The sequence below is a fragment of the Sphingomonas sp. HMP9 genome, assembly GCF_013374115.1.
In the GTDB taxonomy this organism is placed as follows: Bacteria; Pseudomonadota; Alphaproteobacteria; order Sphingomonadales; family Sphingomonadaceae; genus Sphingomonas.
In genome coordinates this window covers 712,080-728,575 of sequence record NZ_AP022673.1, presented here as the reverse complement: position 1 = coordinate 728,575, position 16,496 = coordinate 712,080, and the positions used below count along the sequence as shown (strand labels likewise).

12 protein-coding genes are annotated in these 16,496 nt (G+C 64.8%); 8 read left to right on the top strand and 4 right to left on the bottom strand.

Going from position 1 to position 16,496, the window contains the following annotated elements; genetic code table 11:
- Positions 1–18: 18 nt before the first annotated feature.
- The 5 genes from HMP09_RS03215 (at position 19) to HMP09_RS03195 (ending at position 9,102) form a co-directional block, all read left to right on the top strand.
- Entirely contained in the window at positions 19–1,491 is a 1,473-nt protein-coding gene (locus HMP09_RS03215) for a tryptophan halogenase family protein (protein ID WP_197942477.1), read from the top strand.
- Entirely contained in the window at positions 1,488–3,974 is a 2,487-nt protein-coding gene (locus tag HMP09_RS03210) for a glycoside hydrolase family 31 protein (RefSeq protein ID WP_176499156.1), read from the top strand. Before HMP09_RS03215 ends, HMP09_RS03210 begins: the two co-directional genes overlap by 4 nt.
- A 416-nt stretch (positions 3,975–4,390) precedes the next feature.
- Positions 4,391–6,916, top strand: coding sequence for a TonB-dependent receptor (locus tag HMP09_RS03205; RefSeq protein ID WP_176499155.1), 2,526 nt, complete (start codon positions 4,391–4,393; stop codon positions 6,914–6,916).
- Positions 6,913–8,094, top strand: coding sequence for a YdcF family protein (locus tag HMP09_RS03200; RefSeq protein ID WP_232090611.1), 1,182 nt, complete (start codon positions 6,913–6,915; stop codon positions 8,092–8,094). Before HMP09_RS03205 ends, HMP09_RS03200 begins: the two co-directional genes overlap by 4 nt.
- Positions 8,095–8,151: 57 nt before the next feature.
- Positions 8,152–9,102, top strand: a complete 951-nt coding sequence (locus tag HMP09_RS03195) for a nuclease (protein WP_232090609.1) — start codon at positions 8,152–8,154, stop codon at positions 9,100–9,102.
- Positions 9,103–9,317: 215 nt separating this feature from the next.
- On the opposite strand, the gene HMP09_RS03190 is transcribed toward HMP09_RS03195, so the two are convergent.
- Positions 9,318–9,575: a hypothetical protein gene (locus tag HMP09_RS03190; RefSeq protein ID WP_176499153.1), complete on the bottom strand. Its 258-nt coding sequence runs from the start codon at positions 9,573–9,575 to the stop codon at positions 9,318–9,320.
- Between the two features lie 362 nt (positions 9,576–9,937).
- On the opposite strand from HMP09_RS03190, the gene tnpC reads away from it, so the two are divergent.
- A complete protein-coding gene (gene tnpC / locus HMP09_RS03185) occupies positions 9,938–11,221 on the top strand; it encodes an IS66 family transposase (protein ID WP_176499152.1) in 1,284 nt (427 codons plus the stop codon).
- Between the two features lie 7 nt (positions 11,222–11,228).
- Here tnpC and HMP09_RS03180 read toward each other — a convergent pair whose 3' ends face one another.
- On the bottom strand, positions 11,229–11,717 hold the full coding sequence (locus tag HMP09_RS03180; RefSeq protein WP_176499151.1) for a hypothetical protein: 489 nt from the start codon (positions 11,715–11,717) through the stop codon (positions 11,229–11,231).
- Between the two features lie 172 nt (positions 11,718–11,889).
- On the opposite strand from HMP09_RS03180, the gene HMP09_RS03175 reads away from it, so the two are divergent.
- Complete coding sequence (locus HMP09_RS03175; protein ID WP_176499150.1) at positions 11,890–12,216, top strand: mechanosensitive ion channel family protein; 327 nt, start codon at positions 11,890–11,892, stop codon at positions 12,214–12,216.
- 16 nt (positions 12,217–12,232) lie between these two features.
- On the opposite strand, the gene HMP09_RS03170 is transcribed toward HMP09_RS03175, so the two are convergent.
- A complete protein-coding gene (locus HMP09_RS03170; protein ID WP_176499149.1) occupies positions 12,233–13,180 on the bottom strand; it encodes an NAD(P)/FAD-dependent oxidoreductase in 948 nt (315 codons plus the stop codon).
- Between the two features lie 323 nt (positions 13,181–13,503).
- Here HMP09_RS03170 and katG point away from each other — a divergent pair, with 323 nt between their 5' ends.
- Positions 13,504–15,729, top strand: a complete 2,226-nt coding sequence (katG, locus tag HMP09_RS03165) for a catalase/peroxidase HPI (RefSeq protein WP_176499148.1) — start codon at positions 13,504–13,506, stop codon at positions 15,727–15,729.
- A 151-nt stretch (positions 15,730–15,880) separates the two neighbouring features.
- On the opposite strand, the gene HMP09_RS03160 is transcribed toward katG, so the two are convergent.
- The gene (locus HMP09_RS03160) at positions 15,881–16,453 is read right to left on the bottom strand and encodes a hypothetical protein (protein ID WP_232090607.1); all 573 of its coding nucleotides are present in this window, start codon (positions 16,451–16,453) and stop codon (positions 15,881–15,883) included.
- Between the last annotated feature and the right edge of the window lie 43 nt (positions 16,454–16,496).

Sequence of the window (16,496 nt, the reverse complement as noted above, 5' to 3'; positions counted from 1 at the left end):
GGCGGCACCGCCGGGTGGATGACCGCGTGCCTGATCGCGCATCGCTGGAGCGCGCGCGGCATCCGGGTGACGCTGGTCGAAAGCCCGGAGATCGGCATCGTCGGCGTCGGCGAAGGCTCGACGCCGCAGCTGAAGCACTTCTTCGACACGCTGGGCATCGCCGAGGACGCGTGGATGCCCGCGTGCGACGCGACCTACAAGCTCGGGATCGGGTTTGAGGGCTGGTCGGACCGCGCGGGCCACGAGCGCTATTTCCACCCCTTCCCCACCGCGCTCGACGGCCACACCGCGTCGCAGTTCTTCTACAATACGCGCGCGCTCCGGACGGGCCGCGATGTCGAGGCGCATCCCGACCGGTTCCTGCTCCCCGCGCGCCTTGCCGCCGCGCACTGCGCGCCGCAGCCCGCCGAGAGCTTCCCGTTCGAGGTGAGCTACGGCTATCATTTCGACGCGTACAAGGTCGGCGCGTTCCTTGCCGCGCATGCGACCGGGGCACTCGGTGTCAACCATCTCCAGCGCCGGGTTGCCAGCGTCGAGCGCACCCCGACCGGCAGCATCGCCGCGCTGATCGATACCGACGGCGGGAGGATCGCCGGGGATTTCTTCGTCGACGCCAGCGGGTTTCGCAGTACGATCTTCGCGGCGCTGGACGTACCGTTCGTCAGCTATGCCGACGCGTTGTTCAACGACCGTGCGGTGGTGATGCCAACCGCGCACGCCCCCGGGGCGCCGATTCCCAGCCAGACGCGGGCGACCGCGCTGTCGGCAGGCTGGGCGTGGCACATCCCGCTGACCAGTCGCATCGGCAACGGCTATGTCTATTCCAGCCGCCACCTGACCAAAGCGCAGGCCGAGGCCGAACTGCGTGCGCATGTCGGGGGCGAGGCTGGCGAAGCCCGCCACCTCAAGATGCGCGTCGGTCGCATGCGCGACAGCTGGTCGCACAACGCGGTCGCGGTCGGGCTGGCGCAGGGCTTCCTCGAACCGCTCGAGGCGACCGCGCTGCATCTCGTGATCGCCACCGTCGAGGCGTTCCTCGACGGGGTGGACGCAGGCGGCGCGACGGACGCGGTGCGCAGCGCGTTCAATACGCGGATCGCCGCACGCTATGACGGGGTCCGCGATTACATCGTCGCGCATTACCGGCTGAACCAGCGCCACGACGATCCGACCGGCTATTGGGCACAAGCGCGCGGCATTGAGGTCCTGTCCGACGACATGAAGATGCTGATGTCCACTTGGTTCACCGGCGCCGACATGGTCGCGGCCATCGATCGCGCCGGGCTTGCCCGCTATTATTCCGCGATCAGCTGGCACTGCCTGTTCGCGGGCTACGGCACCTTTCCCGAGCCGGCGCGGCTGATCCCGCCCGGTGCGGATATCGACCCGGTCGCCATGACCCGGATCGAAGATTTCCTGACCCGATGTGCGATGAATTTCGGGTCGCACGCCTCTCGTCTCCGCGCCGCGGACCACAAGGATATTGCATGAAACATATCGCCCTCCTGCTCGCCGCCACCGCCGGCCTGTGCAGCGTCCCCGTCCAGGCGCAGACGACCGTGCTCGCGGCCCCCACGCTCACCCCGCGCCATGACGGCGTCGAGGTTCGTGCAGGCGCGACGACCATGCGGATCACCGCGATGACCGACGGGCTCGTCCGCGTCCGCGTCGCCAAGAACGGCGCGTTCGCCGAGGATGCGAGCTGGGCGGTGACCGCTGCGACCCGCAAGCAGACCACCAAGGTGACCGCGGCCCCCGACGGCTTCACGACCGCCAGCGTCCGCGTCCGCGTCGGTGCGGGCGGCGCCGTCACGTTCGAGACGCTCGACGGCAAGATCATCTCCGCCGATGCCGCCCCCGTCAGCATCGACGGCAAGGCGTTCACGATCGCCAAAACGCTGCCGATCACCGAGCATTTCTACGGACTTGGCGACAAGACCCAGGGGCTCGACCGCCGCGGGCACGGCTTTGTCGACTGGAACACCGACGCGTTCGGGTTCAGCAGCGCGGACGATCCGATCTACAAGTCGATCCCGTTCTTCATCGGGAGCGGTGGAGCCGGCGGCAGCTACGGCATCCTGCTCGACAACACCTATCGCACCTGGTTCGATTTCGGCCACCGCGATGCCGAGACGCTGTCGTTCGGCGGCCCCGACGGCCCGATCGACTATTACTTCATCGCCGGGCCTTCGATGGCGGAGGTGACGCGCCGCTATGCCGACCTGACCGGCCACGCGCCGCTCGCGCCGAAATGGGCGCTCGGCTATCAGCAGTCGCGCTACAGCTATGGCAGCGCCGACGAGGTCCGCCAGATCGCCGCGCGCCTGCGCAGCGACCGCGTGCCGACTGACGTCATCTGGCTCGACATCGGCTATCAGGATCGCAACCGCCCGTTCACGACCGACGCCAAGACCTTCCCCGATCTGCCCAAGCTGGCGACCGAGATGAAGGCGGACGGGATCAAGCTGGTCGCGATCACCGACCTGCACATCGCCGCGGTCGAGCAGGGCTATGCGCCGTACCAGAGCGGCATGAAGGCCGACGCGTTCATCAAGAACGCCGATGGCAGCCCCTATGTCGCGCCGGTCTGGCCCGGCCCGTCGGTGTTCCCCGACTTCACCAAGACCGCCGCGCGGACCTGGTGGGGCACGCAGTATAAGGGGTTCCTCGACGCCGGGATCGCGGGCTTCTGGAACGACATGAACGAGCCGGCGATCTTCGAGACGCCGACCAAGACGATGCCGCTCGACACGCGCCACCGGATCGACAGCGACGATTTTGCCGCGCGCGTGACCGATCACCGCGAGGCGCACAATGTCTACGGCATGCTCAACACGCGTGCGACCTATGACGGCCTGCTCAAGCTGCGCCCGGACGAGCGCCCGTTCGTGATGACGCGCGCCAGCTATGCCGGCGGACAGCGTTACGCGGTGACCTGGACCGGCGACAACAGCGCGACTTGGGATCACCTGAAGCTGTCGGTGCAGCAGATCATCAACCTCGGCCTGTCCGGCTTCGGCTACAGCGCCGCCGACGTCAGCGGGTTCGCGGGCGGGCCGAGCCCCGACCTGCTCACGCGCTGGACCGAGATCGGCGCGTTCACGCCCGTGTTCCGCAACCATTCGGCCACCGGCACGCCGCGCGTCGAACCCTGGGTCGACGGCCCCGACCATCTCGCGATCCGCCGCCGCTTCATCGAGGAGCGCTATCGGCTGATGCCGTATTTCTACGCGCTGGCGGACCAGAATGCGCGATTGGGCGATCCGATCATGCGCCCGGTCTTCTACGACTATCCGGCGGCGGCGACCGCGTCGTGCGACCAGTCGATGGCGTTCACCTTGGGCAAGTCGCTGCTGATCGCGCCGCCGCCCAAGCCCGAATCGCCGCAGACCTATGACGTCTGCCTGCCCGCGGGTGGCTGGTACGACTATTGGACCGGCCAGCGCGTCGGCACGCCCGAACCCGCCGCCGCCGGGCCCATCCAGTCGGCGACGCAGGCGGTACCCACCGTGCGGACGCTGGGCGACCGCGTGACCGAGACGCCGCGGCTCGATCACCTGCCCGTGTTCGTCCGCGCGGGCACGATCCTCCCCCGCCAGCCGCTGGTCCAGAGCACGAGCGAAACCCCGAACGGTCCGCTGCGCCTCGACGTCTATCCCGGCGCGGACTGCATGGGGACGCTCTACGAGGACGATGGCCGCAGCCTGGCGTACACGCGCCGCGGCTATTTCCGCCAGACGGTGCGCTGCGCGATCACGCCGACCGGCCTGTCGATCGACTTCGCCAAGCCCGAGGGTAGCTTCAAACCCTGGTGGAAGACCATCGCAGTGACCGTCCACGGTCAGCCCGGCACCGTCGTTGCACGGTTCAAGGGCAAGCCGATTGCCGCCGTCCAAGATGCAGCGGCGAACACGGCGGCCTTCGTCGTACCGGCGGCGACGACCGCCAGCGTGTTGCTCCTGGAACGCCGCTAGATATCGACCGAAACTCAGGCGATCCCGCCCTTTCCCGCCACGCTGCGGGGACGGACGGGATCATGACGCCTGTGCAGAGGTTCGGGCAACGCTGACAGACGTCATACCCGCGATGTTCTGGCAGGAGCTCCGTCATGCTGGTCTGGTCGATCCCGCGGCGCCTCTTCCGGACATGACCGACTAACACGCTATGCTACCGGGATGAGACGTATAGTCTTGCCTCGAAAGGCAACGTCGTGGTGAAACCCAGACATGCCTTGCCACCCTTGGCGTCATTCCGGCGTGCGACCACACCGGATCTCCGCCCAGAAAGCGATGAGATTGGTATTTTTTTGGTCGTGTAATTCAAGCTGTAACATTTCCCCCCCAACGCGGCCGGATTGTCGCTTCGGCAAGTTCGTTCCTTGGGGGGGCCAGTGCTCAAATCCATTCTCGCAACCGGTGCCGCGCTCATGGCCTTGAGCACGGCGATCGCCACGCCTGCCTTCGCCCAGGCGACGAGCCCCGCCGCAACCGCCGCGACCGATGCCACAGCTTCTCCGGCGGGCTCCGAGGATACCAAAAGCGACATCATCGTCACCGGATCGACACGCGCGCAACGCCGCTTCGACGCGTCCTACGCAATCAATGTCGTCTCGCAGGCGGACATCGAGAAGATCGCGCCCGTCAACTTTGCCGACCTGATCGGTCAGTTGCCGGGGTTCCAGACCGAGATCACCGGCGGCGAAGTCCAGAACATCTACCGTATCCGTGGCCTGCCGAACGATGGTGGCTTCGTCAGTTTCCAGCAGGACGGCCTGCCGCTGTTCCACGAGAATGACGGCGTGTTCTTCCGCGGCGACGCGATCCTGAAACCCGATCTGATGACCGAGCGAGTCGAGGTCGTCCGCGGCGGTCCGGCGCCGGTCTATGCCAGCTATTCGGGCGCGATCGTCAACGCGATCGAGGTGACGGGGCGGGACGACGTACGCGGCAAGGCGCAGGTGACGATCGGCGACACCGGTCTTTACCGCGCCGATATCGTCCAGTCCGGCCCCCTCGGCGGCAAGACCTACTATGCGGTCGGCGGCTTCGTGCGCTATCATGACGGCTACCGCGACAACGGCTTTCCCAACGACAAGGGCGGGCAGTTCCGCGCCAATATCAAGCATAATCTGGACAATGGCTCGCTTCGGCTCAGCGTCAATTACGTCAACGATCACAACGTGTTCTATTTGCCGATCCCGACCGCGGATCCGCGCAATCCCGCCGTCTCGCTCGATCGCTACATCGATTATTTCTCCGGCACGATGAACTCGCCGGCGTTGCGCAACGTCGACCTGCGCTACCGCGACGGTGCAGGCGTCGTCCAGAACCAGGCAAGCGACCTCGCCGACGGTCGTCACATGCGAATGATCAACATCGGCACGCAATATGACGGCGAGTTCGACGGCTGGCTGGTCTCCGCCAAGGCCGGCTTCACGATGGGCAAGCTCGATTTCAACGCGTTCTACTCGACCACCAACCCTGTCGACGCGAACGCCTTTCCGACGCTTGGTGCTCCCAACGACTATCGGACCCGGGCTAACGCGGCATTCGGCCCGGTTGCATCGTTCGGCTATGTGCTCGCTGGCACCAACACGGTCTACGATCCCTATGCCGCGTCGGGCCTGGTCGTGCAGGGCCAGTACCGCGACATCCATTCGAAATTCTATTCGAACCAGGTCAACCTTTCGGTCGCCAAGAAGTTCGAGACGGGCTTCGGCAGCCATGATCTCAAGCTCGGCGTGTACGGCAGCCTGTACGGCGAGGACAGCCAGACGATCTATCAGAACTACCTGATCGAGGTGGCGGGCAAGCCGCGGACGCTCGACCTGATCGCCTATAATGCCGCTGGAACGCGGATCGGATCCGTCACGGACAATGGCGTGCTCAACTATGCCGCGACGCTGTCCCGGGGCAATTCCGATGCGAAGATGATCGCGCTGTTCGCAAATGATACGTGGGAAGTTCTTCCAGGCCTACGGTTCGACGCCGGCATCCGCCACGAACGCTATAGCTACAAAGGCTATGCCGCACTGACCGGGCAGGCGAATCTCGGTAACGCCGCGACGCTGGCCGACGACACCACGCAAGCCTTTACCGGCGATATCATCAACCAGACGGGCAAGCCGCACGTCACCAACTGGACCGCGGGCGCCAATTACGACTTCAACCGGCATATCGGCATCTACGGGCGCGCCTCGCATCTGGAGACGCCGCCGAGCGTGCAGACCGTAATGAGCATCAAACCGACGATCCTCACCACGATCGCCGACCAGTATGAGGCCGGGCTGAAGCTGGCCGCGGGTCGTTCGTACCTGTACGTCACCGGATTCTACACCAATTTCGACCCGCTCAATGCCTCGTTCCTGGCGTTCGACCCGATCACCGGGCGCAACGACGTCAACATCCCCTTCATCGGCGAAGCGCAGGTCAAGGGGATCGAGTTCGACGGATCGCTGGCACTGACCGCCTGGTTCTCGCTGAACGGTGCGCTGACGATCAGCGATCCCAAGTACAAGAACTTCCAGAGTTCGACCGGCGCCGATCCGGTCCAGGCCGAGGGCAAGCAGATCGTTCGCCAGCCCAAGATCTACGGCAACATCCGCCCGAGCTTCGACTTCGATCTCGCCGGCAACGCCGTCTCGATCTATGGTCGCTATACCTATATGGGGAAGCGCTTCGTCGACCTTTACAACAACACCGCGCTGCCTGCCTATGGCACGACCGGCGCTGGCGTGACGGTGCGGCATGGCACGTGGCAGGTGCAGGTCGTCGGCGACAATCTGTTCAATGCGCACGGCCTGACCGAAGGCAACACGCGGACCGACCAGTTGAGCGGCCAGGGCAGTTCCGAGGCGATCTACGGCCGTCCGATCTTCGGTCGCAACGTCCGCCTGGTGGTGGGCAAGTCCTGGTGAGATACGGCTGGGCGTTTGCCGCGGTGACCGTCGGCCTTGCGAGCGTTCCGGCCAGCGCCCGGCCGGTCGTTGCGCAAGGGGTGGCCAAGCCGGTCGGCGACCGCGTCATGGGGACCTTGTCGCATCGGCTGTTCCCGCTGTTCGACGCGGTCGGCGCCGACCCGGCGGCGCTCGACCTGTTGAGAGCGAAGCCAGCCGTCGCGGCCATGCTGGCAGCGCGTGCCGCACGGCTGACCGCCTGTACCGACGACCTCACCTGCACTGCGCAGGCGCTGGTCTGGACGTCGACCGAATCCGCTATTCTTGCCGAGGCCGTGCCAAAGGGTCTGTCGTCCGCCGACGACGGCGCTGCGGCGCAGGCCAAGCGCGAGATCGAGGGGATCAACGTCGTTCTCCGTACCTTCGGTCTTGGTCAGGTGCCGCGGTACCCGCAGATCGATGGCACCGGCCCGATCGATCCGGCGGAAGCGCGCGCCCGATTGCAGGCTGCCGACTGGCTGTCCCGCACGCCGCGCGCGCGGTCCGTCCAGGTGCTCGACCCCAGCATCGACTATGCACTGGCCTTGCTCGACGTCAGCGACCGAACCGATGCGATCGGCTTCGATCCGCTAACCGGCGGGCTTAACGCCGCCGCGACGAAGCGCGCGCGGTCGCTCGACTGGACGCGGTGGCGCTACAGCGCGATGATCGTAACCGGCGTCGGACCCGAGACGCCCGACACCGCGCTCAGTCCCTTCGGCAAATACCATGTGCGCCTTGCCGCGGACCGCTTCGCGCGCGGCGACATAGCGGTGATCATCGTGACCGGCGGACGCGCGCATCCTCGCGCCACCCGCTTTACCGAGGCGGAGCAGATGCGCGCCGCGCTGATCGACCGCTACGGCGTGCCGGCAGACGCGATCGTCGTCGAGCCCTATGCCCGGCACACGACAACCAACCTGCGCAATGCCACACGCCTGCTCGTCGCCCTTGGCGCGCCGCTCGACAAGGACGCGCTGATCGTCTGCAACCCGGGACAGAGCGCGACGATCACCAGCGACGTGTTCACGCAACGCAACCTGGCCGAACTAGGCTATGTCCCCGGGCAGGTCGGTCGGCGCTTGTCTCCGACGGAAGTCGAGTTCCGGCCTTCGCCGCTATCCTTGCGCATCGACCCGCGCGATCCGCTCGATCCCTGAGTCCGTTTGGAGCCCGTCATGCGCCCTGCCCTGCTAGCCACGATTGCCGTTCTCGCCGTGACCTGGATACCCACGTCGGCGCAGGCCTGGGGCGGCACCGCGCATGCCGTGATCGACCGCGCGGCGATCGAGGCGATCCCCGACGATGGCCCGGTCTTCCTGCGCCGCCATGTGGACTATATCGCCGGGTCGGCGTCGCTGCCGGACGCGTGGCGTGGGTCGTCCGAAAACTTCTCGAAGATCGAGGAGGATCCGAACCACGGCTGGTTCCGCGAGCAGTTCACGTTCCTGAAACCGATCCCTCGATCACGCTACGAATTCGTCATTGCGGTGTTTAAACAGCATGAGAAAATCAAGCGCTCCGATCCCGTCACCGCTTCGCGCACGAACGTCCGCTGGACTGGGACCCTCCCGTATGCAGCGATCGAAGCCTATGACCGTATCGTCGTCTGCATGCGCGACGTTCGCGCGGCCCAGGCGACTGGCAGGGATGCCGCATTCGCCGAGCAACACTGCGCCTTCGATGTCATCCGCCTGGGTCATTACATCGGCGACGGCGCGCAGCCTCTGCATGACTCGGTCAACAGCGACGGTTGGCGCGGGGCCAATCCCAAGGGCTACACGATCGACCGGTCGATCCACGGCCGGTTCGAAAGCCGCTTCGTCGACGGGATGAAACTGACCGCGTCCGACATTACGCCGCGGATCGGCGCGCCAGGCCACCGCGACGGCGACATGTTCGACGCGGTACTCGCCTTTCTCGACGGCGCCGGCGACAAGATGGAACGTGTCTACAGCCTGGAGCAGCGCGACGGTTTTTCCAACTTCGCGGACAAGGACGTGCGCGCGCTCGTCTATGCACAGACAGCGGCCGGTGCAGCGATGCTCCGCGACATGCTGTGCCGTGCGTGGCGGGAAAGCGCGATCGCTCCTGACGAGACACGTCCCTCGCCGATCGATTTCGCGAACCAGCGTTTCAATGCCGAAACCGGGTCGGCGTCCGACTGATCCGGAGCTTCCATAGGTTCGTAAGATTGCAGGCCTATTTGCACCAGGCACGCTCGCCGTTGTCGATACGTTGGCGCACACGCGTCACTGCGGCGTCGCGAATACATGATACCGCACTCGCAACAGCGGCAAATCGCGATTCATCCACCCGGGATATGCGGCTGGGCTCACCGCGCGCTCGAACCTGAAGAACAGGCCTTGCCACGATGATCAGCCTATAGTCCGGCTTGATCGATCATCGATGCGACCTCGACTGGCAAAGCGGACTCCGACTTGGGCAGTAATCGATTGAGCGCGGTCTGCACGCGCGTGCGGGCTACCTGATAGGCCTTGTGGCGGATCGCGCGCGTCGCGTTGGTCCGCCATGACGGGCTTTCACCAAGCAGCGCTTCCCACTTCGCTTCCTCCGCTTCGAGGATCGACAGCGCCATACGCAGTCCATCCCGCCGCCCGCGTGCGTACTCGTCGGACATTGCAGGCTTCTCCCTCATCCGCGCGACGTTGCCCTCGCACCCGATCGTTTGCAAGGAAGACGCGCCTCGGGGACAGCCCGCACTACAGGGTTAGCGCAGGCCGATCAGGACGCCGAAAGCGCATATTGAATCGATTTCGCTTCGTCCGCTGCAAGGTAATTGCATCCATAGGGCGCACCTGAGCCAAAGCGGGAAATCCAGCGGATACGCGACGAACCAGACGCGGCCATTTTGTCCAGTATTTCTTGGTTCAGCGCCAGCCGGATAAACGTAGGAGTCCTGCAGAATGCCATGATGCCACCCTTGGGTAGTAATTACCCACCCCCCTTGCGGACGAGCGCGATCGCTGATTCAAAGGGTGTATGGGTCGTCCGGATCTTGAGCGCCTGAGCCGCGAAGAACTGATCGAGCTGGTGCTGCGCCTGCAGCGCCCGGCCAAGACGTCGCAGACCTCGTCGAAGCCGCCCTCGACCGACCGCAAGGAGCGGCGCGAGTCCTCGCGGCCGGGCGGGGCAAAGCCGGGCCACGAGGGACATAGCCGGATACGAGGCGACGCATTCGATCGCGCAATTGATCATCGTCCGGACACCTGCACCGGCTGTTGTGCGGCACTACCGGTCGATCTGGCTGCCGAGACCGTCAGCGAGCACGACACGGTCGAACTTCCGCCGATCACGCCCATTGTAGAGCGCCACAGACGGTTGTCGGTTCGTTGCCCATCGTGCGGGATGCGCGTGGCAGCGGCTCTACCGGACGCTGCGAAAGGAACGCCGTTCGGCGCACGGATCCATGCGATCGCGACCTATCTGAAGACCTTTCAGGCGCTGTCCTACGAACGACTTCAGGGAGCGTTTGCCGACCTGTTCGCCCTGACGATCAGTCAGGGCGGCCTGATGAACATGCTCCGCCGTGCACAGGAGCACTTCGTGGACGGACGCGAGGACGCGGTGTCGAGCTTGCGTCAGGCAAGCGTCGTCAGCTCGGATGAGACCGGGGTGCGTATCGAAGGCAGCAACTCATACCACTGGGTTTTTCGGTGCGACCGTGCCGTCGTTCACACAGCGGCCCCGACCCGCGGCGCGATCGTGGTACGCACCATGATGGACGGGCATCGCCCGGACGTCTGGTGCTCTGACCGCTATGCAGCCCAGCAAGGTCATGCCGATGCACACCAGGCCTGCCTCGCCCATCTTGCGCGCGATGTCGCCTACGCGCTTCAGAACAGTGAGGACTTCTTGCCGATGCGCCTCAAACTATGGCTTGGTAAGGCGTTCAGACTGGCCAGGGACATCCGCCATCTCGCACGATCCACGATTGCCGCCAGGCGACGCGCTCTGGAGCGAACCATCGGCGATATCCTCAGTACGGCGACGGCGTGCGATCTGACCCGAAAGCTCCAGAACAAGTTTGCTCGCGCCAGAGAGCAGCTCCTGACCTTTGCCTATTGGCCCGGCCAGGTCGAGCCGACCAACAACGCGTGCGAGCGCGACCTTCGCCCCGCTGTCATCCAGCGCAAGGTCACCAACGGATACCGCGCCATGTGGGCCGCCCAAGGCGAAGCCGATGTCAGGACCGTCGTCGCCACCGCACGTCTCACGCCTGGCGCCAACATCTTCGGTACGATCGCAGCAACCCTGGGCGCCTAAAAATCCGTCAGATTTGGGGGTGGGTAATTACCTTGGGTACGTTGCAGGCCTGTTGTATCGCCTGCCACGTGGACGGCAGTTTATAGCCATCATTGCCGATCATGATGTAACTCTCGGATATCGGCGCACCGACGCCGTCCATAACCAGGTTTATTACGGGTTTTCCCGCCGCCAACACCGACCCCTCGAAAAATACATTGCTGTAATATTTCGAGTCGAGCTTGAAGCTGAGTTCGGAACCGCCAGCACCATCCTTGGGCTTCTTACGCTTGATTTTCGCACGCTTATCGACTGCCATGGCGTCGAACTTCGCGGCACTTTTAAGCTGGGTTTGGTTCAGGTCGCATTTTGCCGCCGCCATTTCCGCTGTCTCGGCGACGCGCGCTATCGCTGCGGACGGAGGGACCACGGGCGGCGGCTTCTTGAACAGGCCGAATAGCTGAGCGCCGGCGATCATCGCTGCCGAGTTCAATATCGTGAGCGTAACATTCATCATGCTCGCGGCCTTTCCTGTGATCTACAAGGACTACAGATTCTGTCCTTGCCGGGACATGATACAGGCGCACAAGTGATTAAGATTCTGACCACAATTTTGTAACCCGCGGACGATTTGTCGCTCGCGGCGCGCGTCAATCCGCCGGCGAAGATCGCGACTTCGCTGGAGGGGTATGGCTCCGCTCGCGATCCACGCCAGCGAGCCGAACGCGAACCCGCGCAACCCGACCATGATCGGCGCGCAGGCCGGTGATGCAGCCTATTGGGTGGTCCTGCTCATCGCGCTGTTCCTCGCGACGCAGCCGCTGGGGCTCAACGGGGCGACCGAACCGCTTGGCGACATGCTGCAGGGCTTCGGCCAGGCGGTGCCGCGGATCATCGGCGCCGCGCTGATCCTCTTCCTTGGCTATGTCCCTCGCTCCGTTGGAGAGGCCCGCGCCCTCCTGATGGACCGGACCGCTCCGCCCACCCCCGCTGACCTGATCCTGTTAGCGACCTAAGTTGCGCGCCGCTGCGCTAGATTGCGTGCTGCGTATGGCCCAGGATCTGCTCGGCGAGCGTCCGTCCCGACAGCCAGGCACTCTCGATCCGTGGCGCCAGCAACCAGTCCCCGGCCGCACCGATCCGCTCGGCTGCATTCCATAACGATCCAAGATCGGTTCCTGCGGTTCGCGCATAGCGCCAGCGATGCGCGGTACGAACGATCGGCATCGGTAATCCGGCCGGACTGAGTGCCGCCAACGCCGCCTGCAACTGGTCGACCACGGTCTCGACGGGCTCCTCCAGGTGCGCGCTCGACCAGTCCGGGGTTGCCTGGACCACCCATGATTCCGGGCCGTCGCGTCCCGGCTTCGCGCTGTTCCGCGCGGCCCAGCCGATGATCCCAATATCCTTCAGCACATCGTGCGGGATCGCGAGCGGCGTGTCGAACGCGAACATCGCCGTCCAGCACGGCGCGGATCGACAGGCGAGCGCCGCGTTCGCCATCGCCGCGTCGTGCGGCGCCAGCAGAGGTACCGCCTGTTCCGCGGGCGTCGCAACGACGGCGGCGTCGAACGTCACACCCGTGGCATCGGGGTCGACCACCCATCCCGTTGCGGTCCTGCGAAGTTCCGTGACGCGGCAATTCCAGCGAACGTCCGTCTGCACTGCGAGATGCTTGACGATGGCATTCATCCCGGGCGTGCCGACCCACGCATCGGCCCCGGCAGCAGGCCAGCGCGCGACGACGCCAGCCGCCTTCCACGCGTGCATCGCCGCGCTGAAGGCCGGGTCGCGCATCGTCAGATATTGCGCACCGTGATCGAACGCGACCTCGCCCACCGGCGTGTCGATACGCCGTGTCGCAATGCGGCCTCCGGCGCCGCGCCCCTTGTCGAACAGCGTCACCACGCAGCCATTCTGCTGGAGCCGCACGGCACAGGAAAGCCCCGCGATACCGGCCCCCACGATCGCAACCTTCACGCACTTCTCCGATTCGACGATACCGGGACACCCGCGCCCCGGTGTCGGACTTATCGTGCTATAGCAGGCGGAGATATATGGGCTGTGCGATCAACCTGTTGGGAGTCGTCCGGTGATGTCGTCGATACCCCGCCTGCGGTGGTGAGCAGTAGCATGTCGGTCGGATCGGCAACGATAATCGCGCCCGGGAGGAATACGCCGTCCCCCTTATCTGTAATCGAGTGATGTGATCGATCTACCCCGAATAATCGATTGGACAAATGTCACTCAAATCCTGCATCTTAGTTGCACGACGGTAATACTCATTAAGAGAGGACGCCAAGATGGCCGATTACGAACAGCCCAAGGGCAGCGGTTGCCCGATGGGCCCCCAGGGTGGCGGCGAGGTCAAGGCCCGCTCGCTATTGGGTCGTACCAACAAGGATTGGTGGCCCGATGCGCTGCCGATCGACATGCTTCATCAGCACGGCGTCTCGCCCGACCCGATGGGCGACGAGTTCGACTATGCGGAGTCGTTCAAGAAGCTCGATTATGCCGCGCTCAAGGCGGACCTGACGGCGCTGATGACAGACAGCAAGTCGTGGTGGCCAGCCGACTACGGGCATTACGGGCCGTTCATGATCCGCATGGCGTGGCACGCCGCAGGCACCTACCGGGTTACCGACGGCCGCGGCGGGTCGTCGTCGGGTCAACAGCGCTTCGAGCCGCTCAACTCCTGGCCGGACAACGGCAATCTCGACAAGGCGCGTCGCCTGTTGTGGCCGCTCAAGCAGAAGTACGGCAAGAACATCAGCTGGGCCGATCTGTTCATCCTGGCAGGCAACGTCGCGATCGAGAGCATGGGCGGACCGGTGTTCGGCTTCGCAGGCGGCCGCAAGGACGTTTTCGCCTCCGAAGGCGACACGTTCTGGGGCGCTGAAGAGATCTGGGTCAACGAGGGCGCGCAGACGCGTATCAGCGAAGACATGCCTGAGCTCGAAGGCCCGCTCGCGGCGATCCAGATGGGGCTGATCTACGTCAACCCAGAGGGTCCCGGCGGTGAGCCCGACGCGCTCAAGTCCGCACGTGACATGAAGGCGACGTTCCAGCGGATGGCAATGAACTCCGAGGAAACCGTCGCGCTGACGGCCGGTGGCCATGCCTTCGGCAAGGCACACGGCGCAAAGGCTGCGCCGCACTTCAAGAGCCCGTCCTCGGAGTCGGTGCACATGCAGGGCCTCGGCTGGCTGACCGACAGCGAGGAAATCGGCCAGGGCCATATCACGACCTCGGGTATCGAGGGCGCGTGGTCAAACAACCCGACCAAGTGGACCGGCGACTATCTGCGCCTGCTGTTCAAGTACGACTATGAGCTGACCGAAAGCCCGGCCGGCGCGAAGCAGTGGCAGCCGGTCAACCCGGAGCCGGAGGACATGGCACCCGGCGCACGCGACCCCAACAAGCGCGTGCCGACGATGATGACCACCGCGGACATGGCGCTGAAGGTGGATCCTGAGTTCCGCGAGATCGCGCTGCGCTTCCGCGACGACCAGTCGGCACTCGACGATGCGTTCGCGCGCGCTTGGTTCAAACTGACCCACCGCGACATGGGTCCGCGGGTCCGTTACCTCGGGCCCGAGATCCCGGAGGAGACGCTGATCTGGCAGGATCCGGTTCCAGAAGGCACCGCGCCGTCTGACGCAGACGTTGCGGCGTTCAAGGACGCGGTGCTGGCGAGCGGGCTGACGATCGGCCAGCTGGTCAAGACCGCTTGGGCGTCGGCATCGAGCTATCGCCGGTCGGACCATCGTGGCGGTGCGAACGGTGCGCGCATTGCGCTCGCGCCGCAAAAGGACTGGCCGGTCAACGAGCCCGAGCAGCTGGGCCAGGTGCTGGCCAAGCTGAACGAACTGCGGGGCAACATGTCGCTCGCCGACGCGATCGTGCTGGCGGGGTCGGCAGCGGTCGAGAAGGCGGCGCGCGATGCCGGGCATGACGTGACGGTGCCGTTCCTTGGCGGCCGCGGCGATGCAACGCAGGACTGGACCGATGTCGAGAGCTTCGTGTGGATGGAGCCGCAGGCCGACGGGTTCCGTAACTACCTGAAGACGCGTCACCCAGTGAAGACCGAGGAGCTGCTGCTCGACAAGGCTTCGCTGCTCGGGCTGTCCGCGCCGGAAATGACCGTGCTGGTCGGTGGCCTGCGCGTCCTCGGCGCTAACTTCGGCGATGCGCCCGACGGCGTGTTGACCGAGCGTCCGGGTCAGCTGACCAACGACTTCTTCGTCAACCTGCTCGACAACGACACCTTCTGGGATCTGGTCGACACGTCGAGCGACGAGAAGTTCATCGGTTACGATCGTGGCGGTCGCGAGAAGAAGTGGCAGGCGACCCGCACCGATCTGATCTTCGGGTCGAACTCGCAGCTGCGCGCAACGGCCGAAGTCTATGCCGAGAATGGTCACGAGGAAAAGTTCGCTCGCGACTTCATCCGGGCATGGGTCAAGGTCATGAACGCCGACCGTTTCGACGTCACGGCAAAGCCTGTGTCGTCCAACCAGGCAACGTAAGCGATAATGGTGGGAGGATGAGCCGTGTTGGTCTGGGCAAGTTCCAGGCCAATGCGGCTCCGCGGTCATTGCCCTTAGGTTATAGAATATATTCTGATAGGCAGATTGCCTGGATGCAGCGCGTTGACAGCGGTGCGGCAATACTCGTGCTCTAATTTTGCCGCTTAGCCTTTACGCCGGGTTGCCCGCCGACGCTCAGTCGAAAGCTGCCAAGTGCGGCCCGCTTGATGATGACTTTATCATTCGCCCGCGGTCGCCGCGCAATCATATAGTCATCGGTCTGCGCCCATCGCGCACCATCTGTGAGGACAAAGCTCCATCGGCCGGAATCATCGACCGAGGCGCTCGCCAGCGTCGTCTCGATACGCGGCAGATCGTTGCCGTTGCCGAACAGTCCAGTGTCCGGAAGACTGACGCCGAACAGGCTGCGACGTACGTCGCGCACCTGCTGTTGATCGATAACGACCACGGCCTTGTTGGTCGCTGCCGTATCAAGCGCAGCGACCGATCTGTCGAAACAGGCGAGCCGGGCCGCAGGGTCGGCTACAGCGCGGCACTGCGTTACCGCCGTCAGTAGAGGCGCACGCTCCGTATCGCGCGGTTTGGCAGCGTTTGCCGCCGTTGCAATCACCGCAATGCCGATCACGCCGGTCATTGTCGAAATCATCGCGACCCGCATATCGCCCCTCTCCATCTTCAACCCGGCCAGGCGATAGGCCGGCATACGACACCCCGCAACCGCAGCGTATCGCCGCACGATACCGCAG